The 26,010-nt window shown below is 72.7% G+C and carries 25 protein-coding genes and 5 tRNA genes; 10 read left to right on the forward strand and 20 right to left on the reverse strand.

Annotation, left to right across the window (positions count from 1 at the left end; all coding sequences use genetic code 11):
- Window positions 1-40: 40 nt before the first annotated feature.
- The gene (locus tag OG917_RS06030; protein ID WP_328316490.1) at window positions 41-508 is read right to left on the reverse strand and encodes a hypothetical protein; all 468 of its coding nucleotides are present in this window, start codon (window positions 506-508) and stop codon (window positions 41-43) included.
- Between the two features lie 154 nt (window positions 509-662).
- Here OG917_RS06030 and OG917_RS06035 point away from each other — a divergent pair, with 154 nt between their 5' ends.
- Complete coding sequence (locus OG917_RS06035) at window positions 663-1,178, forward strand: DsbA family protein (RefSeq protein WP_328316491.1); 516 nt, start codon at window positions 663-665, stop codon at window positions 1,176-1,178.
- 31 nt (window positions 1,179-1,209) lie between these two features.
- Here OG917_RS06035 and OG917_RS06040 read toward each other — a convergent pair whose 3' ends face one another.
- From OG917_RS06040 to OG917_RS06050, 3 genes are read right to left on the reverse strand one after another with little or no spacing between them, the layout of a single operon-like run.
- Window positions 1,210-2,049 (reverse strand): GNAT family N-acetyltransferase, encoded by an 840-nt coding sequence (locus OG917_RS06040; RefSeq protein WP_328316492.1) that lies wholly within the window; start codon window positions 2,047-2,049, stop codon window positions 1,210-1,212.
- Window positions 2,050-2,107: 58 nt separating this feature from the next.
- Window positions 2,108-2,929: an aminotransferase class IV gene (locus tag OG917_RS06045; RefSeq protein WP_328316493.1), complete on the reverse strand. Its 822-nt coding sequence runs from the start codon at window positions 2,927-2,929 to the stop codon at window positions 2,108-2,110.
- A complete protein-coding gene (locus OG917_RS06050; RefSeq protein WP_328316494.1) occupies window positions 2,926-3,984 on the reverse strand; it encodes a chorismate-binding protein in 1,059 nt (352 codons plus the stop codon). The genes OG917_RS06045 and OG917_RS06050 overlap by 4 nt, the downstream gene beginning before the upstream one ends.
- 146 nt (window positions 3,985-4,130) lie before the next feature.
- On the opposite strand from OG917_RS06050, the gene OG917_RS06055 reads away from it, so the two are divergent.
- The 5 genes from OG917_RS06055 (at window position 4,131) to OG917_RS06075 (ending at window position 4,621) form a co-directional block, all read left to right on the forward strand.
- A tRNA-Gly gene (locus OG917_RS06055) sits at window positions 4,131-4,203 on the forward strand.
- 38 nt (window positions 4,204-4,241) lie between these two features.
- Window positions 4,242-4,315: transfer RNA gene (locus OG917_RS06060), tRNA-Cys, on the forward strand.
- Window position 4,316: 1 nt separating this feature from the next.
- A tRNA-Val gene (locus OG917_RS06065) sits at window positions 4,317-4,388 on the forward strand.
- A gap of 32 nt (window positions 4,389-4,420) precedes the next feature.
- A tRNA-Val gene (locus OG917_RS06070) sits at window positions 4,421-4,492 on the forward strand.
- Between the two features lie 57 nt (window positions 4,493-4,549).
- Window positions 4,550-4,621, forward strand: a tRNA-Val gene (locus tag OG917_RS06075).
- Between the two features lie 92 nt (window positions 4,622-4,713).
- Here OG917_RS06075 and OG917_RS06080 read toward each other — a convergent pair.
- From OG917_RS06080 to OG917_RS06090, 3 genes are all read right to left on the reverse strand, one after another.
- Window positions 4,714-5,001, reverse strand: a complete 288-nt coding sequence (locus tag OG917_RS06080; protein ID WP_328316495.1) for a TFIIB-type zinc ribbon-containing protein — start codon at window positions 4,999-5,001, stop codon at window positions 4,714-4,716.
- A gap of 39 nt (window positions 5,002-5,040) precedes the next feature.
- Entirely contained in the window at window positions 5,041-5,997 is a 957-nt protein-coding gene (locus OG917_RS06085; protein WP_328316496.1) for a phosphotransferase family protein, read from the reverse strand.
- A 199-nt stretch (window positions 5,998-6,196) separates the two neighbouring features.
- Window positions 6,197-6,403, reverse strand: a complete 207-nt coding sequence (locus OG917_RS06090) for a hypothetical protein (protein WP_328316497.1) — start codon at window positions 6,401-6,403, stop codon at window positions 6,197-6,199.
- Window positions 6,404-7,042: 639 nt separating this feature from the next.
- Between OG917_RS06090 and OG917_RS06095 the strand changes: the two genes are divergently transcribed.
- Window positions 7,043-8,236: a serine/threonine-protein kinase gene (locus OG917_RS06095; protein WP_328321685.1), complete on the forward strand. Its 1,194-nt coding sequence runs from the start codon at window positions 7,043-7,045 to the stop codon at window positions 8,234-8,236.
- A gap of 45 nt (window positions 8,237-8,281) precedes the next feature.
- Here OG917_RS06095 and OG917_RS06100 read toward each other — a convergent pair whose 3' ends face one another.
- From OG917_RS06100 to OG917_RS06135, 8 genes are all read right to left on the reverse strand, one after another.
- Window positions 8,282-9,100, reverse strand: a complete 819-nt coding sequence (locus OG917_RS06100; RefSeq protein WP_328316498.1) for a TrmH family RNA methyltransferase — start codon at window positions 9,098-9,100, stop codon at window positions 8,282-8,284.
- A gap of 54 nt (window positions 9,101-9,154) precedes the next feature.
- Entirely contained in the window at window positions 9,155-10,390 is a 1,236-nt protein-coding gene (gene cobA / locus OG917_RS06105; RefSeq protein ID WP_328316499.1) for a uroporphyrinogen-III C-methyltransferase, read from the reverse strand.
- A 173-nt stretch (window positions 10,391-10,563) separates the two neighbouring features.
- Window positions 10,564-14,211: a nicotinate-nucleotide--dimethylbenzimidazole phosphoribosyltransferase gene (cobT, locus tag OG917_RS06110; RefSeq protein ID WP_328316500.1), complete on the reverse strand. Its 3,648-nt coding sequence runs from the start codon at window positions 14,209-14,211 to the stop codon at window positions 10,564-10,566.
- A gap of 310 nt (window positions 14,212-14,521) precedes the next feature.
- Window positions 14,522-15,700, reverse strand: coding sequence for a precorrin-6y C5,15-methyltransferase (decarboxylating) subunit CbiE (gene cbiE, locus OG917_RS06115; RefSeq protein ID WP_328316501.1), 1,179 nt, complete (start codon window positions 15,698-15,700; stop codon window positions 14,522-14,524).
- A gap of 171 nt (window positions 15,701-15,871) precedes the next feature.
- On the reverse strand, window positions 15,872-16,519 hold the full coding sequence (locus OG917_RS06120) for a GNAT family N-acetyltransferase (protein ID WP_328316502.1): 648 nt from the start codon (window positions 16,517-16,519) through the stop codon (window positions 15,872-15,874).
- Between the two features lie 143 nt (window positions 16,520-16,662).
- Entirely contained in the window at window positions 16,663-17,523 is an 861-nt protein-coding gene (locus tag OG917_RS06125) for a MetQ/NlpA family ABC transporter substrate-binding protein (protein WP_328316503.1), read from the reverse strand.
- Window positions 17,524-17,594: 71 nt separating this feature from the next.
- On the reverse strand, window positions 17,595-18,266 hold the full coding sequence (locus OG917_RS06130; RefSeq protein WP_328316504.1) for a methionine ABC transporter permease: 672 nt from the start codon (window positions 18,264-18,266) through the stop codon (window positions 17,595-17,597).
- Window positions 18,263-19,300, reverse strand: a complete 1,038-nt coding sequence (locus OG917_RS06135) for a methionine ABC transporter ATP-binding protein (protein ID WP_328316505.1) — start codon at window positions 19,298-19,300, stop codon at window positions 18,263-18,265. Before OG917_RS06135 ends, OG917_RS06130 begins: the two co-directional genes overlap by 4 nt.
- Window positions 19,301-19,845: 545 nt before the next feature.
- On the opposite strand from OG917_RS06135, the gene OG917_RS06140 reads away from it, so the two are divergent.
- Both OG917_RS06140 and OG917_RS06145 read left to right on the forward strand, forming a co-directional pair.
- Entirely contained in the window at window positions 19,846-20,205 is a 360-nt protein-coding gene (locus OG917_RS06140; RefSeq protein ID WP_328316506.1) for a hypothetical protein, read from the forward strand.
- A gap of 2 nt (window positions 20,206-20,207) precedes the next feature.
- Window positions 20,208-20,624, forward strand: a complete 417-nt coding sequence (locus OG917_RS06145; protein ID WP_328316507.1) for a hypothetical protein — start codon at window positions 20,208-20,210, stop codon at window positions 20,622-20,624.
- A 23-nt stretch (window positions 20,625-20,647) separates the two neighbouring features.
- On the opposite strand, the gene OG917_RS06150 is transcribed toward OG917_RS06145, so the two are convergent.
- From OG917_RS06150 to OG917_RS06160, 3 genes are all read right to left on the reverse strand, one after another.
- Window positions 20,648-21,151 carry a GNAT family N-acetyltransferase gene (locus OG917_RS06150; protein ID WP_328321687.1) on the reverse strand — a complete coding sequence of 168 codons (504 nt, stop codon included), beginning with the start codon at window positions 21,149-21,151 and terminating at the stop codon, window positions 20,648-20,650.
- A gap of 36 nt (window positions 21,152-21,187) precedes the next feature.
- A complete protein-coding gene (locus tag OG917_RS06155) occupies window positions 21,188-21,682 on the reverse strand; it encodes a sigma-70 family RNA polymerase sigma factor (protein ID WP_328316508.1) in 495 nt (164 codons plus the stop codon).
- An 85-nt stretch (window positions 21,683-21,767) separates the two neighbouring features.
- The gene (locus OG917_RS06160) at window positions 21,768-22,925 is read right to left on the reverse strand and encodes a glycerophosphodiester phosphodiesterase (protein ID WP_328316509.1); all 1,158 of its coding nucleotides are present in this window, start codon (window positions 22,923-22,925) and stop codon (window positions 21,768-21,770) included.
- Window positions 22,926-23,150: 225 nt separating this feature from the next.
- On the opposite strand from OG917_RS06160, the gene OG917_RS06165 reads away from it, so the two are divergent.
- Complete coding sequence (locus OG917_RS06165) at window positions 23,151-23,822, forward strand: lysophospholipid acyltransferase family protein (RefSeq protein WP_328316510.1); 672 nt, start codon at window positions 23,151-23,153, stop codon at window positions 23,820-23,822.
- A gap of 90 nt (window positions 23,823-23,912) precedes the next feature.
- On the opposite strand, the gene OG917_RS06170 is transcribed toward OG917_RS06165, so the two are convergent.
- Window positions 23,913-25,442 carry an MFS transporter gene (locus OG917_RS06170; RefSeq protein WP_328316512.1) on the reverse strand — a complete coding sequence of 510 codons (1,530 nt, stop codon included), beginning with the start codon at window positions 25,440-25,442 and terminating at the stop codon, window positions 23,913-23,915.
- A complete protein-coding gene (locus tag OG917_RS06175; protein WP_328316513.1) occupies window positions 25,439-25,990 on the reverse strand; it encodes a TetR/AcrR family transcriptional regulator in 552 nt (183 codons plus the stop codon). Before OG917_RS06175 ends, OG917_RS06170 begins: the two co-directional genes overlap by 4 nt.
- Window positions 25,991-26,010 lie beyond the last annotated feature (20 nt).

Raw genomic sequence — 26,010 nt, forward strand, 5'->3', positions numbered from 1 at the left:
CGGCGCCGGGACGGGGTCCGGGCGGCGCAGTCGGATGCCGTCAGATGCCGTGCTTCTTGAGGATCGCCTCGACATCGGAGAAGTCCTCGCCCGGCGCGGCAGCCCCGGCCGCCTTGCTCCGCGGCGCGGGCCGCGCCGCGGCCTGCGGCTGCGCCCCGGTACGGCCAGGAAGCGACGGCGCCGGGGCCCCGGGGGCGACCTGGTCGGTCCCGGCGGCCCTGGCGGCCGCCCGACGCTCCTTGCGGGTGCCGCCGGAACGGCGCTCGACGGCCCTGGTGGTGAGGAACAGCAGCCAGGCGACCGCGAGCATCCCGAAGCCCAGCCACACCGACGGCTTGAACGCGATGTCGGCCACCCACCCGACGACCCCCGTCAGCACCAGCCCCACCGGGACCAGCGCGTACGCGAAAATACGGGTCGCCGCCAGGAAGCGCTTGCGGTACGCCGTGATCGCGGCGATGCCCAGCCCCGCCGCGGACACCGCGGAACAGACGGTCTCGGCAATCATCCGGTCTCCTCCAGCCATGGGTTCGCTTCCCTCCATCCTGCACCGGACCGGGGTCCGGGGGCCACGCCCGGGCCCGACCTCAGGGACATCTCGGGGGCGGATCCTCCTCAGGGCCCGGTTCGGCCGTACCGCGCACGGCTGGGAGACTGGCAGCATGAGTGACTCCCCCGCCCCCCGCCCCGTCGTCCTGGACGTCTGGTGCGAGCTCCAGTGCCCCGACTGCCGCAGCGCCCTGGACGACGTACGCGCGCTGCGCGCCCGGTACGGCGACCGCCTCGACCTGCGGCTGCGCCACTTCCCGCTGGAGAAGCACCGGCACGCGTACGCGGCGGCCCAGGCGGCGGAGGAGGCCTTCGAGCAGGGGCAGGGCTGGCCGTACACCGAGGCCGTGCTGGCCCGTACCGAGGAGCTGGCGTCCCGGGGCGAGCCGGTGCTGCTGGAGATCGCGGCCGGACTGGGCCTGGACACCGCCGAGTTCGACACCGTGCTGATCGACGGCCGGCACACGCTGACCGTCGACGCCGACCAGGCCGAGGGCAAGGCGATCGGTGTCACCGGCACCCCGACCTATGTGATCGCCGGCGAACGGCTGGACGGCGGCAAGAGCCAGGAAGGGCTGCGCGAGCGGATCGAGGAGATCGCCGACCGGCTGCTCGCGGCCGGAGCCTGAGGCGGCTCAGGACGGCCGGGAGCCGGACGCCTCAGAGCAGGTGCTTGCCGTAGAAGTGCTCGGCCGGGCGGTAGCCGAGTGACGCGTAGAGCCGGACAGCCGGGGTGTTGGCCGTCAGCACGTTCAGCTTGATCTGCCGCGCCCCGGCGGCCAGCGCCTCGCGCTCGGCGAGCAGCATCAGGGAGCGGCCGTGGCCACGGCCGCGGTGCTCCTCGGCGACCTCGACGTCGAAGACGAAGGCCACGTGCCGGCCGGGGTCCGACCGGGCCTCGCCGGTCCAGACGTGCCCGAGCACCCGGCCGTCCCCGACCAGGACGTCGATGGCGGCCCCGGGGGTGGCCGGGCCTTCGGGGAGCGCCTCGCGGTGGTCGGCCTCGGACTTGGCCCGCGCCCGGTCCTCCGCCATGCCCCGGTCGACCCAGGTCTGTGCGTAGTCGGCTATGCCCCGGGCCCGCCACAGCCGGAACTCGTCCTCGCGCATCGGCCGGCCCTCGACCCCCGCGGGCAGTTCCGGCGGCTGCCCGGGCAGTTCCTTCACCAGGTGGCTGTTGTGCAGCGTGTAGCCGAGCGCGCCGGCCATCCGTACCGCGGCCGCCGCGCCGGCGGGCACGGCGATCCGCACCTGGTCGCAGTTCCAGCCGCGCAGCACCTCCTCGGCGGCGAGCGCCGCGACGGTGCCCCGGCCGCGGCCCCGGTCCTGCTCGTCGATCCGCAGCCCGCCGATCACGCCGCAAACGGGCCCGTACGCGTCGTCCGTGCGGAGATCGACCGCGCCCACCGGGCGGCTGTTCACACAGACCTCGTAGGAGCGTGCCCTGGCGCCGTCGGCGCCCTGCTGAAGCGGCCCGGTCGGCCGCAGGGTGGTGGTCATCAGGGGAGTTCTACCCCTCCTGCGGCCCCGCGTCATCCGCCGGGCGGATGTTCCGCGCTCAGGGGTCCAGCCGCTCCGCGGCGCGCTCGTCCCAGATCCGCATGGCCTTCGCGGTCACCGGGCCCGGTACGCCGTCCAGTTGACGCCCGTCGACCCGGTGGACGGCCTGCACGTCGCGGAGTGTCGAGGTCAGGAAGATCTCGTCGGCCCGCTCAAGGACGTCGAGCGGCAGCTCGCTCTCCCGGGCGCCGGTCCATTCGATGGTCAGCGCACGGGTGATACCGGCCAGACAGCCCGAGGAGAGCGGCGGGGTGTGGAGTTCACCGCCGATCACGACGAAGACGTTGGAGCCGGTGCCCTCGCAGAGCGCGCCCGCGGTGTTGGCGAACAGCGCCTCGGTCGCCCCCTGTTCGTGGGCGCGGGCGAGCGCGACGACGTTCTCCGCGTACGAGGTGGTCTTCAGCCCGGCCACCGCGCTGCGCTCGTTGCGCGTCCACGGCACCGTGATCGCGGCGGTGGTGTCGGGCCTGCGCTTCGTCCCGCCGACCGCCACGACCAGAGTGGGGCCGGCGTCGCCGCGGTCGGAGCCGAGCGGGGAGAGCCCGCCGGTGTACGTGATCCGCAGCCGGCCCAGCTCCACCGGGTTGGCGTCGAGCACAGCCGTGCAGGCGCGGCGCACCTCGTCGAGATCGGGGTCGGGCAGTCCCAGTCCGCGGGCGGAGCGGGTCAGCCGGTCCAGGTGGCGGGTGAGCGCGAAGGTGCGCCCCCCGGCCGCCTTGACCGTCTCGAAGATGCCGTCACCCACGGTCAGCCCGTGGTCGAGGACCGAGACCAGCGCGGTCTCCGAGTCCCGCAGCGCGCCGTTGACCCAGATCTTCATGGAGTGGTCCTTCCGATCGTCTCTTCCGCCCCGGACGCTATCGCGAGCAGCCGGCCTGCCTTGAGTTCCGTCTCGTCCCACTCCCGCTCCGGGTCCGAGCCCCAGGTGATCCCGGCGCCGGTGCCGAAGCGCAGGACAGGACCGCGGTCGCCGGTGCGGTCGATCCAGAACGTCCGGATGCCCACGGCCAGCTCGGCCGTCCCGCGGTCGGCGTCGACCCAGCCGATGCCTCCGCAGTACGGTCCGCGGGGCACTGTCTCCAGGGCCTCGATGATCCGCAGCGCGCTCGACTTGGGCGCCCCGGTCACCGAGCCGGGCGGGAAGGTTCCGGCGAGCAGACGGCTCCAGCCGGCGCCGTCGGCCAGCTCCCCGCGGACCGTGGAGACGAGATGGACCAGACCGGGGTGGGCCTCTACCGCGCAGAGCCGCGGCACCACGACGGAGCCGGTGGCGCAGACCCGGCCGAGGTCGTTGCGGACGAGGTCCACGATCATCACGTTCTCCGCGTGGTCCTTCTCCAGGAGGTCGGCGGCCGTGCGCCCGGTCCCCTTGATCGGGCCGGACTCGACGGTTTGCCCGGAGCGGCGCAGATACAGCTCCGGGGAGGCGGTCGCGATCTCCACTCCGTGTGCGGGCAGCCGGATCGTGCCGGCGTACGGCGCGGGGTTGCCCCGGGCGAGCAGCGCGGTCAGGGCGTCGACGTCGGCCGTGGTGCCGGCGGGCAGCGGCGCGGTGAGGACCCGGCAGAGGTTGGCCTGGTAGACCTCGCCGGCGGCGATCTGCGCGCGGATGTGACGGACCCCCGCCGTGTACGCGTCGTGGTCGAGGGAGGACGTCCAGTCACCGGCCGCGGGCCCCTGCCACCGCCCGGGGACGGCCTCGGGCACCGGTTCCGCGCGCACGTCCCCGAAGCGGGCGCAGACGAGCCCTCCCTCGAAGTCCGCGGTCACCGCCCAGAAACCCGCGGAGTCCAGGGCGGCGGGGTCGCTGGTGACATCACGCAGGTCACAGGCGACGCGGCCGCCGAAGCGGGCGAGAGGAGGGAGGTGGTGCACACCGGCGAGTCTAGGACGGGCCGCCGGAAAGCCGCTCCGCCGCGAACGCACCGCAGCACGCTGCGGAAACGCGTTTTTGTGCTGGACCGGGAATCCGCTAGAGTTCAACATGTCGCCGGGGCGCGCAAGTGCTCCGGGAATGACAAGCGGACGTAGCTCAGTTGGTAGAGCGCAACCTTGCCAAGGTTGAGGTCGCCAGTTCGAACCTGGTCGTCCGCTCGCAGGACCGGGGGATCTTCCCGAACCCCCGCACTCCTGGTGGAGTGGCCGAGAGGCGAGGCAACGGCCTGCAAAGCCGTCTACACGGGTTCAAATCCCGTCTCCACCTCCAAGGACGATTAGCTCAGCGGGAGAGCGCTTCCCTGACACGGAAGAGGTCACTGGTTCAATCCCAGTATCGTCCACTGGATCCTGGCTCCGGCCGGGTTTCCTTCCCGCGCGATTAGCTCAGCGGGAGAGCGCTTCCCTGACACGGAAGAGGTCACTGGTTCAATCCCAGTATCGCGCACGCAGTATGTCGGACAAGGCCGCGAGAGTTGCGGCCCGAGCAGTATCAGCACGTCCCGCGCGATTAGCTCAGCGGGAGAGCGCTTCCCTGACACGGAAGAGGTCACTGGTTCAATCCCAGTATCGCGCACCGGAAAAGGAACCCCCGGCCGTCTCCACGGCCGGGGGTTCTTCTGTCTGCCGGGCTCCCGTCCCCCGCCGGGAGCCCTCACCCCTCTGCGGTCAGGAGGAGAAGAGCATGTGGCCGAAGCCCCTGTTGTGGCGGCCGTGATGGCCTCCGTGGTGTCCCCCGTGGTGCGCGTCGTAGTGCTGCGGGGCGCCCCAGGCGGGGGCCTGCGGCGCCGGATAGGCCTGCGGCGGGGGCTGCTGACCCCACTGGGACTCAAGACGGGTCAGCGATTCGAGCTCCCCGTAGTCGAGGAATATCCCCCGGCAGCCGCTGCACTGCTCGATCTGGACGCCATTGCGGTTGTACGTGTGCATCGGGGCATGGCACTTGGGGCACTGCATCGGTTCAACTCCTCGCCGATCGGATCAGGACGGCTCACCCTACGATGCCGCCCCGCGCGCCAACTCCGCCGGGAGACCCGCGATTCGGGCGCACGCGTCGAGCATCATCCGCTCGGCCTCGTCGAGGGGCCTCCCGGCTGCTGTGGACTTGGCCAGGGCGAGGGCGGCGGTCTGAACGGTCAGCGCCCGCGCGGCGACGTCCAGTTCGGGCCAGGGATCGCCTTCCCGGCATACGGCCGGGCCACCCGCGCCCCGGTAGGCGGCCAGGAACCGCGCCCAGACCCCGGGCGCCAGCAGCCCGGCCGCGTACCAGGCCGCCGGGCGGGCCAGGTCCCAGGCCGGGTCGCCCTGCCCGAGGTCGTCCACGTCGATCAGCTGCCAGCGGCCGCCGGTCGCGGGATGCCGCACGAGCTGACCGAGGTGCAGATCGCCGTGGCAGAGGAAGGCGCCGCGGGGCGCGGGCGCCTCGTCGCGGGCCCAGCCGGGCAGCCCCCGCCAGGCCCGCAGTACGGGTTCCTCCGCCGGTCCTGGGCGCGCCTCCCGCATCCGGGCCAGCGCGCGGGCCGCCTTCGCGGGACCGCGCATCGGGGGCAGTGGCCCCGGCAGGGCGGCGGGCGGGACCGCGTGGAGCCGGGCGAGCAGGACGGCGGCCTCCTCCCAGGGCGCCGCCTCCGGGGCCTCCGGGTCGACGGGTACGCCGCACGGCCACACGGTGACGGGTCCGCCGGGGCCGGCCTCCGGGCCGGCGAGCGGTGGCAGCAGGATGCCGCCGAGGAGGGGGTGCGCGGCGACCGCGACCCGTACCGCGAGGGCGTCCCGGTCCGTGCCCGCTGCGTGCGCCTTGGCCACGGCGGCGCCGTGGCGCACGACCGTGCCGTCCGGGCGGTCGGTGAGGACGGTGGCTCCGCGGCCGCAGCCGGGGCACGGTGCGTGCGGCGGATGGAGGGCGCGCGCGGCGGCGGCGCCGAGCGCGCGGATACGGGCGGATGCGGTCACGGTCTCCCCCGTCGGTGTGGCCTGCGCGGGGGAGCCTACGCGGTGCTCCCCCGGTGACCGGAACGCCCCGGACAGCGCGATGTCCGGTCAGCTCCCCAGCTGACCGGACAAACGCTGCCGTCCGCCGCACCCCCGTCCCCACGGGGTTGTTGGCCGGATGTCCCTGGCCCGGACCGCTCTCCCGGACCCGGGGCGCCGCTCAGCGCCCCAGCATCACGCCCACGGACGACGCCTGTGTGACCACTGCCTGCCAGCCTCCGAAGACGAACATCAGCAGTGCGGCGAGGGGAAGGACCATGGCGGTCGCCACCAGCGGGTGGCGGGTACCGGAGCTGCGGACGCCGAGCGCGGTGTACGCCCTGCGTCCCTGCGTGCGGAGTGTCGTCCGCGCTGCGGTGTCGGCCATGGTCCCCGGCCCCTCTCCTGTCGGTTCTGCAAGCGGCGAGTACCGACCTCGGGGGACGAGTGCTGCACTCGCCGCTTGACCTCAAATCTAGGGGCGGCGAGGGAGCCGGTCGTCATGCCCGCGTACTGACTGCTGGGCCTACAGGAGGATGAGCCTCCGTGTGCCGGTCTACTCCCCTGGGTGGAGATTCCCGCCGCATACCTGCGGGTCTTCCCCGAGGGAGGGCCCGACCGGCCGGGCCCTGCGGACCTGCCGCTCCCCTGCCGCCGGCCCGCCCTGCCGTTCCGGCCGGGGGATCCCGCAGGCCTGCCGGGGTGACTTCACTCACTTCCGGCGCCCCTTCGTACAGCACCTCCGGTCTCCCCTGCCGGCAGCCGTGACCCGGGTGCCCGGCGGCTCCGGTGTACCCGTGCCCCGTACCGGCCGGGTGCCGGGAAGGGGCTCAAGGCCCTTCCTGTGAAGGCTCTTTGAGGTACGGCCCGGGCCAAGGCGGCCGGGCCCGGCGCGAGCTGACCCTGCTTCACCGCCACGGGCCCCGCCGGGCAATCGGTCGGAGCGAGAGGGCGCGGCCTATGAGCACACCGGCCCGCGGGTACGTAAGCTGTGCCTCGTCAGACGGACCGGGCAGCGGGGATGGACATGACGATGATGCGGCTCCGGCGCGAGGATCCGCGTGTCGTCGGCTCGTTCAGGCTTCACCGGCGGCTGGGCGCGGGGGGTATGGGCGTCGTCTACCTCGGCTCCGACCGGCGCGGACAGCGGGTGGCGCTCAAGGTGATCCGGCCGGATCTGGCCGAGGACCAGGAGTTCCGGTCGCGGTTCGCCCGTGAGGTGTCCGCGGCACGGCGGATCAGGGGCGGGTGCACGGCACGGCTGGTCGCAGCCGACCTGGAGGCCGACCGCCCGTGGTTCGCGACCCAGTACGTGCCCGGCCCCTCCCTGCACGACAAGGTGGCCGACGAAGGGCCGCTGTCGGCCGCCGAGGTGGCGTCCATCGGGGCCGCGCTCTCCGAGGGGCTGGTCGCGGTCCACGAGGCCGGGGTCGTCCACCGTGACCTCAAGCCGTCCAACATCCTGCTCTCGCCCAAGGGCCCACGGATCATCGACTTCGGCATCGCCTGGGCGACCGGTGCGAGCACCCTCACCCACGTCGGCACCGCGGTCGGGTCCCCGGGGTTCCTGGCTCCCGAGCAGGTGCGCGGCGCCGCGGTCACCCCGGCGACCGACGTCTTCGCGCTGGGCGCCACGCTGGCGTACGCGGCGACGGCCGACTCTCCCTTCGGGCACGGCAGTTCCGAGGTGATGCTCTACCGGGTGGTGCACGAGGAGCCGCATCTGTACGACGTGCACGATGCCCTGGCGCCACTGGTACGGGCCTGCCTCGCCAAGGATCCCGAGGACCGGCCGTCCACGCTCCAACTGTCCATGCGGCTCAAGGAGATCGCCGCCCGGGAGGCGCAGGGCCTCTCCGAGGGCCGGACCCCCGCGCAGCGCCGCGCCCAGGAGGCCGACCGGCCGACGGGGCGGATCGCCGCACCGCAGACGGAGCAGCACGCCCCGCCGCGCCGCGCCGACGGCGCCCAGACCCCCAGGCCGCAGGCGTCACGCCCGTCCGCGCCGCACGGGGGCTCCCGGCCGGGGCCGCCGCGCAACACCACGCGCTCGGGGGGGCGTACTCAGCTCCGCCCGGGGTCGAGGTCGGCCGGCGGGCGTCCGACTCCGGCCGGCCGGCGGACCGGGCCGAGTCCGCGGATGATGCGGCAGCGTCTGATCGTCTTCGTCGTCGTGACGCTGATCGTGCTGCTCGGGATCGCGGCGGCGCAGCAGTTCTGAGCGGGTCCCGGCCCGGCGGGCCGGGCCCGCCGTCGGCGGGTTCCGTCAGCTCTGCGGCCGGCCCGTGGCCACCGCGTAGAAGGCAACGGCGGCCGCTGCTCCCACGTTGAGGGAGTCCACGCCGTGCGCCATCGGGATCCGTACCCATTCGTCCGCGGCGACAAGGGCCTGCGTCGAGAGGCCCTCCCCCTCGGCGCCGAGCATCAGCGCCACCCGGTCGAGCCGGTGCGGAGCGGCGTCCTCGATGGCCGACGCCTTCGCGTCGGGGGTGAGGGCGAGCAGCTTGAACCCCGCTTCCCGTACGGTGTCCAGCCCTCTGGGCCACGATTCGAGGCGGGCGTAGGGCACTGCGAACACCGCGCCCATGGAGACCTTGACCGAGCGGCGGTAGAGCGGGTCGGCGCAGTCCGGCGAGAGCAGCACCGCGTCCATGCCGAGCGCCGCGGCGCTGCGGAAGATGGCGCCGATGTTGGTGTGGTCGTTGACCGACTCCATGACGACGATCTTGCGGGTGCTCGCGAGCAGTTCGCCGGAGGTGGGCAGCGGCTTGCGCTGCATGGAGGCGAGGGCGCCGCGGTGCACGTGGTAGCCCGTCACCTGCTCGGCGAGCTCGGGGCTGACGGCGTACACCGGGGCAGGGACCTCGTCGATGACGTCGCGCATGACGTCGACCCACTTGGCCGATAGGAGCATCGACCGCATCTCGTACCCCGCGAGCCTGGCCCGGCGGATGACCTTCTCGCCCTCGGCGATGAAGAGACCCTCGACGGGTTCGCGCTTGCGCCGGAGCTCGACGTCGGTCAGGCCCGTGTAGTCACGCAGACGCGGGTCGTCGGGGTCATCGACAGTGATGAGATCAGCCACAGGGTGATACTGCCTTGTCCTGGAAGAGGTGCCAACGGATGGGCACGGAATCGGTCAGGGGCGGTCGTACGGCGGTCCGACCCGCACGACGGGGCCGATGACGATGACCGCGGGCGGTCGCACCCCCTCGGACCTGGCCTTCTCCCCCACCGTCGCGAGCGTCGCATCGACCCGGCGCTGGGCGGCCGTGGTCCCCTCCTGGACGAGTGCCACGGGGGTGTCCGGGCTCTTTCCGTGGGTGACGAGGGCCGCGGCGATGGCGCCGATCTTGTCGACGCCCATGAGCACGACGAGGGTGCCGCGCAGCCTCGCGAGGGCCGCCCAGTCCACCAGCGAACGCTCGTCGTCAGGGGCCACATGGCCGCTGACCACGGTGAATTCATGGGCGACACCGCGGTGGGTGACGGGGATCCCGGCGGCTCCGGGGACGCTGATGGAGCTGGAGATGCCGGGCACCACGGTGCAGGCGATGCCCGCGGCGGCGAGCGCCTCGGCCTCCTCCATGCCCCGCCCGAAGACGAATGGATCGCCCCCCTTGAGCCGTACGACGGCCTTTCCGGCCCTGGCGTGCTCGATGAGCGCGTTGTTGATGGCCTCCTGCGCCATGAACCTGCCGTACGGGATCTTCGCGGCGTCGATGACCTCGACGTGCGGGGGCAGCTCGTCGAGCAGATCGCGCGGGCCGAGCCGGTCGGCGATGACGACGTCCGCCTCGGCGAGCAGGCGCCGTCCGCGCACGGTGATGAGGTCGGGATCGCCGGGTCCGCCGCCGACCAGGGCGACGCCCGGGGCCGAGCGGTCGCGGTTGCGCGGGGCGGCGAGCGTTCCGTCACGCAGCCCCTCCACGACGGCGTCGCGCACGGCGGCCGACCGGCGCGGGTCGTGGCCGGTGAGGACGGCCACGGTCACGCCCTCGCTGCGGCCGGTGGCGGGTGTCCAGGCGGTGGCGGCTGCCGCGTCGTCGCTCCGGACGCACCAGATGCGGCGCCGCTCGGCCTCGGCCGATGCCAGCTCGTTGGCCTGCGTGTCACCGGTCGCGATCAGTACGTACCAGGCTCCGGCCAGGTCGCCGTCCGCATAGGTGCGCCGCTCCCAGGCGATCTCACCCGCCGTTGCCATCGCCTCGACCGAGGGAGTGGCCGACGTCGAGATGAGCAGGATGTCCCCGCCGGCAGCGATGAGCGCGGGGAGGCGGCGCTGTGCGACCTGCCCGCCGCCGATGACGACGACGCGCCGGCCGGAGAGGCGGAGTCCTACGGGGTAGGCGGGGTGATCGGCGTGCTCGGCCATGGCGTGGCTGGCTCCTCGCGCGGGGAGTTGGGGCTGCGTACGCCGCTGCGGCGGTGAAGCGGCTGGTGGGGAAGGGGGCGGGCCCCCGGAACACTGTACGGTCCCGGGCTGCTCCGGACGGCGGTGAGGGGCCGGGATCGCTGACCCCGGCCCCTCACTCGCGTGCGCTGCGGCTACTTCTCCGTGACGCCCGCGGAGTCGAAGGTGGCCACTTCGTGCATCGCCCTCGCCGCGCTCTGGACGACGGGGAGCGCGAGCAGCGCGCCGGTTCCCTCGCCGAGGCGGAGGTCGAGGTCGACCAGCGGGCGCAGGCCCAGCTTGTTGAGCGCGGCGACATGGCCGGGCTCGGCGCTGCGGTGGCCCGCGATGCAGGCGGCGAGCGCCTCGGGCGCGATGGCCCGGGCGACCAGTGCGGCGGCTCCCGCGCTGACACCGTCGAGGATGACCGGTGTACGCAGCGAGGCGCCGCCGAGCAGGAAGCCGGCCAGCGCGGCGTGTTCGAGCCCGCCGACCGCCGCGAGGACACCGATCGGGTCGGCCGGGTCGGGCCGGTGCAACTCCAGTCCGCGCCGGACGACATCGACCTTGCGGGCGTGCATCTCGTCGTTGATGCCGGTGCCGCGGCCGGTGACCTCGCTGGGGTCCTGGCCGGTGTAGACACAGATCAGTGCGGCGGACACCGTGGTGTTGGCGATGCCCATCTCACCGGTGAGCAGCACCTTGTTGCCGGCCGCCACCAGGTCGCGGGCCGTCTCGATGCCGACCTCGATGGCGGAGAGCACCTCCTCGCGGGTGAGCGCGGGGCCGGTGGTGAAGTCGCCGGTACCGGCGCGCACCTTGCGGGGCAGCAGGCCCGGTGTGGCCGGGAGTTCACCGGCGACGCCGACGTCCACGACGCAGACCTCGGCACCGACCTGGTTGGCGAAGGCGTTGCAGACCGCGCCGCCGCCGAGGAAGTTGGCCACCATCTGGCAGGTCACTTCCTGCGGCCAGGCGGTGACGCCCTGGGCGTAAACCCCGTGGTCCCCGGCGAAGATCGCCACCGCGGCGGGCTCCGGGATGGGCGGGGGGCACATCCGGGAGAGCCCGCTGAGCTGTGCGGAGATGATCTCCAGCATGCCCAGGGCCCCGGCGGGCTTGGTCATCCGCTTCTGGCGGTCCCACGCCTCACCGAGCGCCTTGGCGTCGAGCGGCCTGATGTTGGTGATGGTGTCCTGGAGCAGGTCGTGCGGCTCCTCGCCGGGCAGTGCGCGGCGGCCGTACGTCTCCTCGTGCACGACCCAGGAGAGCGGGCGCCGCTTGGACCAGCCCGCCTGCATCAGCTCGGGCTCCTCGGGGAATTCGTCGACGTACCCGACACAGAGGTAGGCGACGACTTCGAGGTGTTCGGGCAGGCCGAGGGCGCGGACCATCTCGCGCTCGTCGAAGAAGCTGACCCAGCCGACGCCGAGGCCCTCGGCGCGTGCGGCGAGCCAGAGGTTCTCGACGGCGAGGGCCGAGGAGTACGGCGCCATCTGCGGCTGGGTGTGCCGGCCGAGAGTGTGGCGGCCGCCCCGGGTCGGGTCGGCGGTGACGACGATGTTGACCGGGGTGTCGAGGATCGCCTCGATCTTCAGTTCCTTGAACTGCTTGGCCCGGCCCTTGGGAAGGGACTTGGCGTAGGCCTCGCGCTGGCGCTGTGCCAGCTCGTGCATGGAACGACGGGTCTCGGCCGAACGGATGACGACGAAGTCCCAGGGCTGGGAGTGGCCGACGCTCGGCGCGGTGTGCGCGGCTTCCAGCACGCGCAGCAGCACCTCGTGCGGGATGGGGTCGCTGCGGAATCCGTTGCGGATGTCGCGGCGCTCGCGCATGACCCGCAGGACGGCTTCGCGCTCGGCGTCGTCGTAGCCGGGGGCGGGGGGCGCGACGGGCTCCGCGGCGACGGGCTGCGGCTCGGCGGCGACGGCGGCCTCGCCGTCTGCGGGCTGCTCGGCGACGACGGCCGCTTCGCCGTCCGCGGGCTGTTCGGCCCCGGGCTGCTCGCTGCCTGTCTGCTCCGTGCCGGTCTGCTCCGTGCCGGTCTGCTCCGTGCCGGGGTACGCGTCGGCGGGGTGCTCCGTGCGGGGCTCCACGTCCTGCTCCGCTTCGGTGGGGAACGGCTGGGCCTCGGCGGCCGGTACGGGGGCGGCGGCCGGCGCGGGCACGACCGGCCCGGCGGCCGCAGCGCTCGCCTCGGCTCCGGGCACGGCTGCCGGGAGCCCGGCCGAGGGCATTCCCCACGGCTCGCCCTCGGCCACCGCGGCCTCCACCGGCTGTGCCGCGGGGGCGGCGGGCTCCGGCTGCTCCGCCGCCGCGGGTCCGGCGGCCGCGGGGTGGCCGACCTGCTCGGTGACGGCTTCGGGGAGCGGTTCGGCCTGCGCCGCGGGTTGCTCCACGGGGTCCACGGGGTCGCTCGATGCTGCGGGGCCGGTCTGTCCTGCGGGGTCGCTCCGCACGGCGGCATCGGCCTGTGCGGCGTGATCCGTCTGCGCCTCGGCGGTGGGCAGCCGCTGCTCCGCTCCGCCGTGACGGGGGGCGGGCACCGGGGCCACGGCCGGGGTGCGGGGAAGCTGCTCCCCGGCCTCTATGGGTACGGATTCGGGGGCGGGCGCCGGGGCGCCCTCCTGCCCTGCCGAGGCCGGAGCTGCCGTCTCGCCCTCCGCTTCCGCGACGGCGACAACCGGCTCCGGCTGTCCCTGCGGTACGGGCTCCGGGGCCGGTGCGGCCACGGCTTCCGGCGCTGGTTCCGCTGCCGGCTCCGCCACCGGGCCCTGCAGCTCCTCTGCGCCCCGGCCGGCAGACAGCTCCGCCGCCACCGGTGCGTGCGGCTGTGTCCGCTCGTGCTCCTGGACCTGGGCCTGGTCCTGCGGGGAGTGCGGTTCCGGTGCCGGCGCGGCGGCCTGGACTGCCTCCGGCTGCGGCTCCGCTGCCTGGGCGGGGGCCTGCGCGGCTTCCTCCACCGGCTGCTGGACCGCGGCGGTCACGGGTGCGGCCGCGGCGGGCGCGGGGGCCAGGTTCGGCGCGGACGGCAGCGAACCCTCGACCGGGACGAACCGTCCCATCGAGTCCTGCGCGGCGGACGGCGCGGCCTCGGCGGCCGGGGGCTGCGGGGCCACGGGCGCCGGGGCGGCCGGGGCCTGGGCGGCGACCGCGTCGGGGGCGGCCGTCCCTGCCGCACCGGCGGGAGCCGCAGGGACGTCATGGGGCTGGGGCGCCGGGGCTGGCTGCGCGGCGGCGGATTCGTGTGCCGCCACCGGTGCGGGCTGCGGCGTCCACGGCGCGGCCTGCGGCGGGATCTCTCCCAGCTGGGGGCCGGGCAGGACATCGGCCTCGTCGCGGGGGAAGTCCAGGTACTCGGGGCCGAGGGTCTTCGGACCGCCGTCGAAGACCGGAGCGGGCTGCGCCGGCGCCGTTGAAGGACCGCGGTCCGCCAGTGAGCGCACCACACCCCCGGTGGTGTCGGGCACCGGCGGGCCCATGTGCAGCGGCCTGCGCGGCGGCGCCTGCTGACCCGCGGTCTGGGCGCGGACCGCGCCGACATCGACGGAGCCGGAATCGCGGCCGCCGGTCTCGTGGGCGCCCGGTTCGGGCAGCGGTGCGGCCTGCGCAGGGAACTGCGGCTGCTGCGGTTCGCTCCACGCGCCCTGCGCGCCGGGCATCAGCAGGAGGTCGTCGTCCTCGGTGGGGTTCTCCGAGGGGTCGAGGAAGGTGTAGGCGCCGGGGGCGGGGAGGCCCTGCTGCTCCAGCATGCCTGCGTCCCCCGGCTGTCCCTCGCCCGGGACCTGGCCGGTGTCGGTCATGCGTACCCCTCGCCCATCCATAGTGCTCCTTCAGCCCTTTACCGGGTCGCCCGTACTGGGACAACGAGCGGGCACGCCGTGCGGTACGAAAGGCCTGCGGACACATCAGTATGGTCACGGCCGTTCGACGCCGTGCAGGGATTCCTGCCACGGTCCGCTGTGGGCTGCGCCACGTTGCGCGTCCCCGGTGCCGCCGTACCACACCGGACCCAAAACGGTTCCTTTTTCCGGACATTGGCGAACGAAGCGCCGAACCCCCAGCTGCGGTACAACAGTCGGCCAGCCTACCCCGCGCCGTCCCGGAGCAGGGTCAGGGGCCACTTTCCGGACGGCGGCCCGACACCAGGAAGACCACCGAGCGCTCGCGCTCCGCCCAGGTACGGGTGTCCAGGTCCACGGATTGCAGCAGGGCGCATTCCACTAGATAGCCGCCGTCCGCCAGCGCCGCACCGAGCGCCTCGGCCTCGTCGCGGGTCGACGCGTGGGTGACGATGCGCTGGGGCCTGCGGTCGGCGCATCCGGTGACAACTGCCACGCCCCCGCCGCCGATCCGGACCACGTCGGGCTCCGGCAGCCGCTCCAGTACGTGGGGGGCCTGCCCGTGGACGACCTGGAGCTGGACCCCGAAACGGTGTGCCGCAGCGTCCGTACGGACACAGCTCTCGCGGTCGGCGTCGACCGCGATGACGGCGGCGCCGAAGCGGGCCGCCTCGACGGCCAGCGCCCCGCTGCCCGAGCCGATGTCCCAGACGAGATCGCCGGTGCGCGGGCCGAGTCTGGCCAGTTGGGCCGCGCGCAGTCCGGCGTCCTCGCCCTCGCTGAGCCCCTCTCCGTACTCTGCCGGCGGCAGCGCCCAGCCGCGCACCGCCGGGGCGTCCGCCGGAGCGCCGCCGCCGATGACGATGACGACGTTGGGGTCGCGCCAGCTGTGGTCGGCGGCCTTGTCGGAGGTGAGGACGGTGACCTGCTCACGGGCGGTGCCCAGTTCCTCGCAGATCACAAAGGTGCGGTGGACCCCTTCGAGGAGCAGCGCGAGCTCGGCGGGGCCGGCGCCCGGTGAGGTGAGAACGGCGACCTTGGGGTGCGCACGGCAGACGTTGACCGCGCGCCGCAGCGTCCGCGGGTGGGCGACGACGACCTCGGCGTCGTCCCACGGCATGCCGGCGCGGGCGAAGGCCGCGGCGACCGAGGAGACGGCGGGGACGACCTCGATCTCCAGGCCGTACTCCGGGGAGCGCAGGGTACGGACGACACCGTGGAAGCCCGGGTCGCCGTCCGCGATGACCACCGCGGTGCCGCGGTGTCCGGCGATACGGCGGGCGGCGAGGCTCACACTGCCGAGGCGGATCCGCTCGGCGCCCGGCGGCACTTCGGGCAGCGCGAGGTGGTGCCCGGCCCCGGCGACCAGTGTGGCCGCGGAGAGAGCGGACCTGGCGGCTGCGGTCAGGGGCGAGCCGTCCCAGCCGATCACCGTGACCCGGTCGGCCATCGTCGTCAGTCTCCTGGTGTTGTCGCGCGGCGGGGTGCGGGCGTCCTGCCGGTCCCCGGCAGCCGCTCCGCCCGGATGTGTGCAGGTGCGGAGGGGGGTGAGCCGGGACCGCGGGGCGGAACAGCGGGCACCCGCGAGGTTACCCGCTGCGGCGGGCGGCCGACGAGGGGGTCAGTTCCAGTCGTTGAAAGTGCCGTATCCGCCGGCGCCGGCCAGCTGGTCGGCGATCCCTTCCAGGTCCTCCGGGAGCAGGCTCCAGACGATGAGGTCGGTGCGGATGTCCGTCCAGCCGCCGTCCGTGCCGTTCTCGGTCCTGGTGCGCGCTATCCAGGCGTTGCGCAGCACACCCTCGCTGATGCAGCCGATCTTCTGCGCGACCTGCTGCGCCGCGGTGTTGTCCGCCGGGGTGCGCAGCTCGATGCGCTCGAACCGCTGGTCGCGGAAGAGCCACTGCGCCACGGCGAGCACCGACTCGGTGGCGTACCCCTCGCCGCGTGCCCAGGGGGCGGTGATGTAGCGGACCTCGGTGGCCCTCGTGCGCCAGTTGGTGGCGCGCAGATGGACGGTGCCGACCAGGCGGTGGGTGAGGAACTCCGTGACGGCCAGGACGATGCCGCGGCCGGCGGTGCGCTCGGCGGGCGCGATCCTGCGCACCCAGCGCTCACCGTCGATGTGCTGGTAGGGGTGGGGCGCCGTGGTCCAGGCAGTGACCGCCTCGTCGTTCATCATGTCCGCCAGCGGCGGGATGTCCGCCTCCTCGAAGGGGCGCAGCACCAGCCGGTCCGTGCTGATGGAGATGTCCGGGAAGGTGGTCGTCATGCGCTGCTCCATGGCCAGGGACCGACGTAAAGCCACAGCATGCAGCATGGTGAACGGGCGCCGCATGGCTGGGTGGCCGCGGGAGGCCCCGCGTACCACGTGAGGGTACGCGGGGCCGGCCGCGGGCACCGGCGGTGCGGGGGTCAGGGCTTGACGGCCCCGAAGGCGGGGACGACGGCGCCCTGGTACTTGTCGTCGATGAACTTCTTCACCTGCGGGGAGTTGAGGAGCTTCGCGAGCTTCTCGACGCGCGGGTCCTTCTCGCTGCCCTTCTTGACGACGAGGAGGTTCGCGTAGGGGTTGCCTGCCGCCTTCTCCAGGACGAGAGCGTCCTTGGCTGGCTTGAGCTTGGCGTCGATCGCGTAGTTGCCGTTGATGACGGCGGCGTCGACCTCGTTCAGGGCGCGGGGCAGCGTCGCTGCCTCCAGCTCCTTGAACTTCAGGCCCTTGCTGTCCTTGATGTCGGAGAGCGAGGCCTCGCTGCCCACCCCGCTCTTGAGGGTGATCAGCCCGTTGTCGGCGAGCAGCTTGAGCGCGCGGCCCTCGTTGGTGGTGTCGTTGGGTACGGCCACGGTCTGCCCGGACTTGACGGACTTCAGGTCCTTGTCCTTCTTGGAGTACAGACCCAGCGGCTCCAGGTGCACGCTGACGACGGGCACGAGATCGGTGTGGTTCTTCTTGTTGAAGTCGTCGAGGTACGGCTTGTGCTGGAAGAAGTTGGCGTCGACCTGGCCGGTCTGGGTGGCCCTGTTCGGCAGGACGTAGTCCGTGAACTCCTTGACCTGGAGCTTGAGCCCGGCCTTGGCCGCCAGGTGGTTCTTCACGTAGTTGAGGATGTCGGCGTGCGGGACGGGCGAGGCGGCGACGACGAGCGGCTTGCTCGTGTCGGCCTTGGCGCCTTCGGGCTTGCTCGACGGGTCGGACGAGGTGCCGCAGGCGGTGAGGCCGATGGCCAGAGCGGCGACGGCGGCAGCGGACGCGGATATCTTGCGGGAGTTGCGCACGAAAAGTGCCTCTTTCCAGTGGTGCGGATGTCGCCCGGACAAGGAGTACGGGCCGTGTGCTGAGGAGTGGTCTATGCGGCGGTGCGCCCCCGGCGCGCCAGCAGGCGTACGGCTCCGTCGCCGATCAGCTGGATGACGGTGACGATCACGACGAGCACGATCACGGTCGCGATCATGAAGCTGTTCTCGAAGCGCTGGTACCCGTAGGTGATCGCCTTGGAGCCGAGCCCCTCGCCGCCGACCGCGCCGGCCATCGCCGAGTACCCGATGAGCACGATGACGGTGGTGGTGACCGCGGAGACCAAGGAGGGCAGGGCCTGCGGCAGCAGCACCTTCCTGACGATGGTGGGCACGCTGCCGCCCATCGACTGCACTGCCTCGACCAGTCCGTGGTCGACCTCGCGGACCGCCGTCTCGACGAGCCGGGCGAAGAACGGGATGGCCCCGATCGCGAGCGGGACGATCATCGCGGTCGGCCCGATGAAGGTGCCGACGACGAAGGTGGTGAAGGGGATCAGGGCGATCAGCAGGATGATGAAGGGCAGCGAACGCCCGATGTTCACGATCACGCCGACGACCTTGTTCACCGGACGGTTCTGCAGCAGCCCGCCCTTGTCGGTGAGGACCAGGAGCACGCCGAGCGGCAGGCCGACGAGGACCGTGACGAGCGTGGCCCACAGGACCATGTAGAGGGTGTCGGTGGTGCCCTGCGAGAGCAGCGGCTGCATCTCGGACCAGTTCACTTCGCGTCCTCCTTCAGCAGCGTGGGGTCTTCGGCGCCTGCCACTTCGATCTGGAGGCCCTGTTCGCGCAGGAATCCGATCGGCACGACGTTCTCATCGAAGGCGCCCGGCAGTTCGATCCGCATCCGGCCGATCTGGTTGCCGCCGACGGTGTCCATCGCGGCGCCGAGGATCGATATGTCGATGTTGTAGGTACGCGAGAGCTGCGAGATCACCGGGCGGCCCGCGCTCTCCCCGTGGAAGGTGACGTCGATGACCGTACGGTCGGTGCCGGGCAGCGGGCCGCCCACCGGGAACAGTTCACGGGCCAGTTCGGAACCGGGCGTCGCGAGGAGTCCGCTGACGGTCCCGGACTCGACGACCCTGCCGCTCCTCATCAGCGCGGCGGAGTCGCAGACGGTCTTGACGACGTCCATCTCGTGAGTGATCAGCAGCACGGTGAGGCCGAGCTGCCGGTTGAGGTCGCGGAGCAATTGCAGGATCGACCGGGTGGTCTCGGGGTCGAGCGCGGAAGTCGCCTCGTCGGAGAGCAGCACCTTCGGATCGCCTGCCAGCGCCCGGGCGATCCCGACGCGCTGCTTCTGCCCTCCGGAGAGCTGCGCCGGGTAGGACTTCGCGCGGTCGGCGAGGCCGACGAGGTCGAGCAGTTCGAGCGCCTTGCGGGCGCGCTCCCTGCCGGTGATCCCGAGGATCTCCAGCGGCAGTTCGACGTTGCCCTGCACGGTGCGCGACGACAGCAGGTTGAAGTGCTGGAAGACCATACCGATCCGGCTGCGGGCCGCGCGCAGCTCCCGGCCCGCGCGGCTGCCGCGGCCGGCGAGCGCGGTGAGGTCGGTGCCGTCCACGGTCACGGTGCCGGATGTGGGGCGTTCGAGGAGGTTGACGCAGCGGATGAGCGAGGACTTGCCGGCGCCGCTCTGGCCGATGACGCCGAACACCTCGCCCTCTCGGACGTGCAGATCGACGCCGTCCAGGGCGGTGACCTCACGGCCGCGCGAGGCATAGACCTTCGTCAGGCCGGTGGTGGTGATCACAGAATTTCCATCACTGTCGAGTGCGCGGCGCGGTGTCCGCCGGCACGGGGCATTCGTCCTTGAAGCGCGGCACGGCCGTAACGGTGGTGACCGGAAGGCTTGCGTGCGCGTGGGCGGGCGGCTGCCGTGTCCGCTGGGGAGCGGAGGCGGGCGGCCCGGCTCTCGGTCCCGCTTCGGGGCGCGGGCAGGGACCCTCAGAAGGCGCGCATTCGACACATACAACGAGCACCGGGCGTGCTGATCGCCTCGGTCGCAAGGGTGCGGCTGCTCGTCGTGGTCATGCGGCAAGTAAAGCAGAAGTGAGGGCGGCCCGAGCACGCTTGTCCGTATAACGGACGGCCGTGGACGTGCTTCCCGCTCGCCCGTCGACACCTGCGGACCTGCTCCGACCTGCGGCGACGCCATACGCGGCGGAGTACGGGCGGCCTGGTCGGGCCGGCGGTGGTGGTCTTGCGCTGTGGCCAAGGCCACGGCCTCGCCCGGCCCGGCCCCCGGCGCCGGGGCCGCGCGCGGCGGGCGGTGCGCGTCGTAATACCCTCGGCCCCATGCTTGTCGCCCTGACGGTCGCGGTCACTGTGGCCGCGCTCGCCCTCGCCGCCTGGTGCGGTTACGCCGCCTACCGGGACCAGCCCACGAAGGACTGGCACTTCATCGGGATGGCCGTCGTCTCGGTACTCGCCCTGGCGCAGCTGGTGACCGGCATCGTGCAGCTGGCCCGGGGCGAGCGGCCCGAGCAGGGCAAGGCCATCTTCATCGCCTATCTGATCGGCGCCTTCGCCGCCGTGCCCGCCGCCGGGTTCCTCTCGCTGACCGAACGGACCCGCTGGGGATCGGTGACGGTCGCCGCGGGCGCGGTGGTTCTGGCCGTGCTGGAAGTCCGGCTCTACGACATCTGGGGAAACTGACGATGACCACTGCGCAGGAGAAGCCCCCGTACGAGCTGGGCACCGGCCCCGGCCGGGTGCTCGTCTGGTTCTACGGGGTGTTCACGGTCGCGGCGGCCTCCCGCTCGGTCGTCCAGATGATCATGGACTTCGGGAAGGCGCCGCTGGCCTACTCGCTCTCGGCCGTGGCGGCCCTGGTGTACGGGTTCATCACCTACTCGCTGGTGCGCGGCGGCGAGACGGCCCGCCGGGCGGCGCTGGTGTGCTGCGCCGCCGAGCTGGTCTTCGTCCTCGTCACGGGCAGCTGGACCCTGGCCGACCCCGGCGCGTTCCCGGATGCCACGGTCTGGTCGGACTACGGGATGGGCTACCTGTTCATCCCGGTGATCCTTCCGGTGCTGGGCATGCTCTGGCTGCGCCGGTCCGCCGCCGGTCGCTGACGGCGGACATACCGCGCACCGGGTCAGGCGCTCCTCACATAGGCGCGCGCCCCGGCTTCCTTCTCCAGCGTCACCACACTCACCGCGGGGCCGGTCTGCTCGGTGGCGACCGGTACGTACCCGTGGCTGCGGTAGAGCCGCAGATTGCCTTCGCTCCGGTGGCCGGTGAACAGCTGGAAGCGCCGGGCTGCCGGGTCGGCCGCGAACTTCTCCTCGATGGCGGTGAGCAGCCGTCCTCCGATGCCGTGCCGCTGCATCCTCGGGTGCACGATCAGCTTGGCTATCCGGGCCGTGCCCGACGCGTCCACCCCGCCGCGCACCGAGGCCACCACCTCGTCACCCAGGCGTGCCACCAGCCCGTGGCCCCCGGACAGTTCGGCCCGCAGTGCGTCCAGCGTCTGGGTGAGCGGCTCGATGGAGTAGTCGCCGTAGAGCGCGGCCTCGCCCTGATAGCAGAGGTACTGCAGTTTCAGAATCTGCTCGGCGTCCTGCGCAGTCGCCGCTGAGATGGTCACACTCATGCCCATGTGCGCATGCCTCCCGCTCACCTGTTCACCGGATATCTAACGCTCCTTTCCCCACCGGCCCCCGGCCGCAATCTCCGTCGTCAGCATTCTCCGCAGACATCCCAGACATCGGGAACGAACCGGCCCCAGACTCCCCTGTGACATACCCAACTCGCCCGCGATCTCCCGGTAGGTGGGGTCGGCGGGCGAGAGCATCGCGGCGAGCAGCCGGGGGCAGCGCCCGGGGGTCCGGCTCACGGCGGCCCGTACCGCACGGCGCCGTTCGGCGGCGAGGGCGGCGGGCTCGGGCCGCGCATCGGGGTCGGCGTACGGCTCGACGGCGTACGGCAGTTCCCGCCTGGCCTGCCGCCTGGCCCGGCGGGCCTCGGCCCGTACGGCGGAGCGGACCCAGCGGTGCGGCTCGGCGGGTGTCTGTTCCAGCAGCCGCACCCACACGGCCTGTTCGAGATCGGCGGGGTCCACTCCGGCCGCGGCGGCTTCGGCCGCCGCCTCGGCCGCGAGCAGCGGGCTCAGTTCGGTGACGAGATCCATGCCGGGCGGGACGCGGCGGCCGCCGGGCGCGGTTGCCCCCGCGGCGCCCTCTCACCCGTACGGGGAGGGCGGCCGGGCGGCGGGGTCAGCGGGCGCGGTGATCGGCGGCCGCGAGCAGCGCGGTGTCCGCGTTGTCGGAGAAGACCCCGTCGATCCCGGTATCGAAGTACGCCCGGAACGCGCCGAAGGCGTCGCCGTAGCCGTTCGGGTCCGTACCGCGCCGGAAGTCCGCGGGCAGGAAGGTGTTCTCGTTGCGCATCGTGTACGGGTGGAGCAGGAGCCCCTGTGCGTGGGCGTCCCGCACCAGGGTGGTCGGTTCGGTGAGCCGGCCGTCCCGGTCCTTCGGGATGACCGAGTCGAGCGTGGGGCCGATGCCCTGGGCGTAGGAGGCGATCCACCTCAGCCCGGCAGGGGACTGGAGGTCGGCGACCGTGCGCGGGTCCCCCGACTGCACGAAGTCCCAGGGCCTGCTCGCCGGGTCGGAGAGCAGCACGATGCCCGGGGTGCCGGCGAGCCGGGCGAGACGCTGGACGGAGCCCGGCTCGAAGGACTGGACGAACTGCGGGGAACTGCGGCGGTCACGGCCGTACTTCCGCAACAGCGCGACCAGGCGCTCCTCAAGTCCGAGGCCGAGCCCGCGGAAGTAGGTCGGGTGCTTGGTCTCGGTGTAGAGCCAGACCGCCCTGCCCCGCTCGCGGCCCTCCCGGTCGGCCCAGCGGAGCACCTCCTCGAAGGTCGGGACCGGCCAGCGCCCGTCGTAGAGCGTGTTGTGCGGGCGGTTGGCCGGAATGCGCTCCTTGGCCCGGAGCGTCCGGAGTTCCGCGAGGGTGAAGTCCTCGGTGAACCAGCCGGTGACTGCCGTCCCGTCGACCGTCTTCGTGGTCCTGCGGTCCGCGAACCCGGCGTGCTCGGAGACATCGGTGGTCGCGGAGATGTCGTTCTCGTGGCGGCAGACGAGGTGCCCGTCCCTGGTGGGCACCACGTCCTGCTCGATGATGTCCGCGCCGAGGTCGAGAGCGTGCTGGTACGAACCGAGCGTGTGCTCGGGGCGGTAGCCCGCCGTCCCCCGGTGCCCGATCACCGTGGGCGCGGGCAGGTCACGGTACGAGCTGCCGTGACCTGCGGCCGGCGCCGCGGCCCGCGCCGTCCCTGACAGGCCCAGGGCGGCAGTACCGAGGGCCGCCGCGCCGAGCAGTGTGCGCCGTCCGGGTCCAGTCTTCGCGCTCGCTCCGCCTTGCGACATGGGCACTCCTCGCTGTGATGTCCCGCACCTGTCAACGCTGAAGGGCCCGATGGTAGGGAGTTGCGCCTAACGTGGGGTGGAACCGCACGGAACACGGCTCGAACTCGCGTCAACGACGCGCACCATTGGGGTGAACCCGATGTGCGCCGCACCACGGCGCGCGAGTACCGTACCGACCTGCACATACTTCACCGTGGCCGCCCGGCCCCGACTCCGGAGGAACCGTTGTCCCGACTCGCGCTCATCAAGGCAGTGCTCGGACCGATCATGCGTCTGATGTTCCGCCCGCAGGTGGAGGGCGTCGAGAACATTCCCGGGACGGGTCCGGTCATCCTGGCCGGCAACCACCTGACGTTCATCGACTCGATGATCATGCCGATCTGCCTCCAGCGGCAGGTCTTCTTCATCGGCAAGGACGAGTACGTCACGGGCAAGGGGCTGAAGGGCCGTCTGATGGCCTGGTTCTTCACCGGTGTCGGGATGATCCCGGTGGACCGCGACGGCGGACGCGGCGGCGTCGCCGCCCTGATGACCGGCCGCCAGATCCTGGAGGACGGCAAGGCGTTCTCCATCTACCCGGAGGGCACCCGCTCCCCCGACGGACGGCTGTACCGGGGGCGTACGGGCATCGCACGCCTGACACTGATGACGGGCGCGCCCGTGGTGCCGTTCGCGATGATCGGTACGGACAAGATCCAGCCGAACGGCGCGGGGCTGCCGCGGCCCGGCAAGGTCACGGTCCGCTTCGGTGCGCCGATGGAGTTCTCGCGCTATGACGGCATGGACCGCGACCGCTATGTGCTGCGCGCGGTCACGGACTCGGTGATGGCCGAGGTCATGCGCCTCTCCGGCCAGGAGTACGTCGACATGTACGCGACGAAGGCCAAGGCCGCCTGACGACGCTCAGCACGGCGGAGGGCCACCCGGGACGATCCGGGTGGCCCTCCGCTGTTTCCCGGGCACCGCACGGGCGCCGGGCTGTGCGCGTCAGACGTCGAGCTTCTGGCCCCTGAGCAGGAACCACGAGGTCGCCGCGGTGGCGAACAGGACGACGGAGCCGACCCCCGCCGCCGTCTGGAAGCCGTGGGTGAAGGCGTCCTGGGCGGAGGAGAGCAGGGCTGCGCCCTGGTCGTGCGGGAGGGTCTTCGCCGCCTCGACGGCGCCGCCGAGCGACTCGTGGGCCGCCTCGGCCGCGCCGGCCGGGACTCCGTGCGGGATGGAGAAGCCCCGGTAGATCCCGGTGACCACCGAACCGAGCAGGGCGATCCCCAGTGCCGTGCCCAGTTCGTACGCGGTCTCGGACACCGCGGACGCCGCGCCCGCCTGCTCCTTGGGGACGCTGGAGAGCAGGACGTCGGAGGTCACGGTGAAGGCCAGACCGGCTCCGAGCCCGCCGAAGAACAGGGCTGATCCGAGGGCCACCACGCCGGTCGACGCGCTGACCCACACACAGCCCGCGAGGGCCACCGCGACCGCCGCGAGACCGCCGGCCACGGCGCTGCGCACCGACGCCTTGCGCGCCAGGTATCCGGCCGCGAGCCCGGTGGCGACCGCTCCCACCGCCGCGGGGAGTTCGATCAGACCGGCGGCCAGCGGGGAGCGCCCCTGCACCAGCTGGAGGAACTGCGAGAGGAAGAAGACCAGCCCGGAGAGGCCGAGAATCGTCAGCAGGTCCGCCAGGACCGCTCCGGAGAAACCCCGGTGGTGGAAGAGCCGCATGTCGAGCAGTGGTGAATCGAGCGTCAGCTGGCGCCGGGAGAACCAGAGCAGGGCCAGCACACCGACGACCGCGGCCGTCAGGTTGTCCCAGTGGAAGCCGTTGGCCGCCGCCTCCTTCACCGCGTACACCACCGCCATCACGCCGACCAGCGAGAGGCCCACGCTGGGCAGGTCCCAAGGGCCCGGGTCGGGGTCGCGCGACTCGGGGAGCACCTTGATGCCGACCAGGACGAGCACCAGCATCACCGGCAGGTTGATGAGGAAGACCGAGCCCCACCAGAAGTTCTCCAGCAGGAAGCCGCCGACCACCGGACCGACCGCGGTACCTGCCGAGGCGGCGGCGCCCCAGATCCCGACGGCCAGGCTGCGCTCCTTCGGGTCGTGGAAGATGTTGCGGATCAGCGCGAGGGTGGACGGCATGAGGGTGGCGCCCGCGACGCCGAGCAGCGCCCTTGCGGCGATCATCATCTCGGGGCTGGTCGCATAGGCGTTGAGCACGGAGACCCCGCCGAAGGCCACCGCACCGGTGAGCAGCAGTTTCTTGCGGCCGATGCGGTCGCCGAGACTGCCCATGGACACCAGCAGTCCCGCGATGACGAACGAGTAGATGTCGCCGATCCACAGCAGCTGGGTGCCCGACGGCTTGAGGTCCTCGCTCAGGAAGGGGGTCGCCAGGCCGAGCACGGTCGCGTCGACCGCGACGAGCAGCACGGCGAGGACGAGCACGGCAAGGGCGAGCCAGCGGCCGAGACTGCGAGTGTCCCCGGAATCGGTCGTCCGCCGGGTGGTACCGGTCATTGCTCCACGCTCCGTTGTGCGCCGCCGAGCAGCAACTCGGCGATCATGTAAGAGAAGTCCTTGGCTGCGACCCGGCCGTCCTGTATCGCCCAGGCGCAGGTACCGATGAGCCCGTAGAGCGCCTCGGTCAGCCAGGCGGGGGTGAGGTCGATCCGGAACGCTCCGGCCTCCTGCCCCCGCCGGAAGAGGGCGGAGACGCGGGCGTCGAGCCGGTCCCAGCCCTCGTTCACCCCTTCGCCCTCGAAGAGTTCGTTCTCGGTGACGAGGAAGGCGAGCAGCCCGGCGGCGGGCTCCACCTCGGCGATGAAGCGCCGCAGCGCCTCCACGGCCGGCCCCTCGTCGGTCCTGGCGGCGTCGAGCGCCGCCTCGACCTCCGTGATGCTGAGCTCTTCCAGTGCCCTGACCAGCGCGTCGCGGCCCGCGAAGTGCCGGTGGAGGGTGGCTCTGCCGATTCCGGCGGCCCGGGCGACCTCGTCCATCGTCGCGGTCGCCTTGCGGGTGAGCAGGGCGGCGGCGGTGCGGAGCACCTGATCCCGGTCGACAGTCATGAGACAACCATAACCACTCT

Source organism: Streptomyces sp. NBC_00388 (genome assembly GCF_036061255.1).
Taxonomy (GTDB): domain Bacteria; phylum Actinomycetota; class Actinomycetes; order Streptomycetales; family Streptomycetaceae; genus Streptomyces.